The sequence below is a fragment of the Paraburkholderia sp. BR10923 genome (assembly GCF_040948765.1).
Taxonomy (GTDB): Bacteria; Pseudomonadota; Gammaproteobacteria; order Burkholderiales; family Burkholderiaceae; genus Paraburkholderia; species Paraburkholderia youngii.
In genome coordinates this window covers 1-887 of sequence record NZ_JBFPKO010000135.1, presented here as the reverse complement: position 1 = coordinate 887, position 887 = coordinate 1, and the positions used below count along the sequence as shown (strand labels likewise).

Annotated in this window: 1 protein-coding gene; it reads right to left on the bottom strand. The window is 68.0% G+C overall.

Annotation, left to right across the window (positions count from 1 at the left end; all coding sequences use genetic code 11):
- Positions 1 to 887, bottom strand: an 887-nt coding sequence (locus tag AB3X94_RS41765) for an AMP-binding protein (RefSeq protein WP_368614464.1), incomplete at both ends; no start/stop codon positions are given.

Sequence of the window (887 nt, the reverse complement as noted above, 5' to 3'; positions counted from 1 at the left end):
GGTCCCCCGTGCGATACATCCGCGCGCCCGGCTGCGCACTGAACGGATCGGCCATGAACCGCTGCGCGCTCAGTTCCGGACGCTTCAGGTAGCCACGCGCAACCCCCGCCCCGCCAATGTAGAGCTCACCCACCGCCCCGAACGGCACCGGCTCGCCATGATCGTCCAGCACGTACACCCGCGTGTTCGCAATCGGACGGCCGATCGTTTCAACGACCGCCTCCCCCCTTGCCATGCAGGTCCAGGTCGAATACGTCGTCGTTTCGGACGGAGCGTACAGGTTGCAGATCTTCTCTGCGCCACTGCTGCTGAACACTCTGCCGATCAGGCTGGCGGGCAACCGCTCGCCCGCCAGGTTGATTACGCGCGCCGATGCCGGCACGGCCTGCTGGTCGAGCAGCGCCGCCATCGTCGAGGGAACCGTGTTGATCAGCGAGACATCCAGGGGTGTCTGCGTCAGTGCCAGCGCATCCTCGACAAGATAGAGTGTGCCTCCCTGCGACAGCGTAACGAAGCACTCATAGACCGACAGGTCGAAGCCGATCGAGGTAGAGAACAGCATGCGGCTGGTCTCGGATTCCGCAAACACGCGGCGGCTCCAGTGCAGCAGGTTCACGGTGCTGCGGTGCTCGACCATCACGCCCTTGGGCGTGCCGGTGGAGCCCGACGTGTAGATCACATAGGCCAGATGGTGCGGACCCAGGCCCAGCGCGCGCGCATCCGGATCCGATGACGGCTGCCCGGCCCACGCCGGCGACCCCGCCTCCAGCTCCACCAGCCCCACGCCAGCGAGCGCCTCCTCGCCCAGCGCCGCACGCCCCGCCCCATCGGCCAGCACCAGCCGCGGCGCCGCCTCCCCCACAATCTGCCGCAGCCGCGCGCACGGA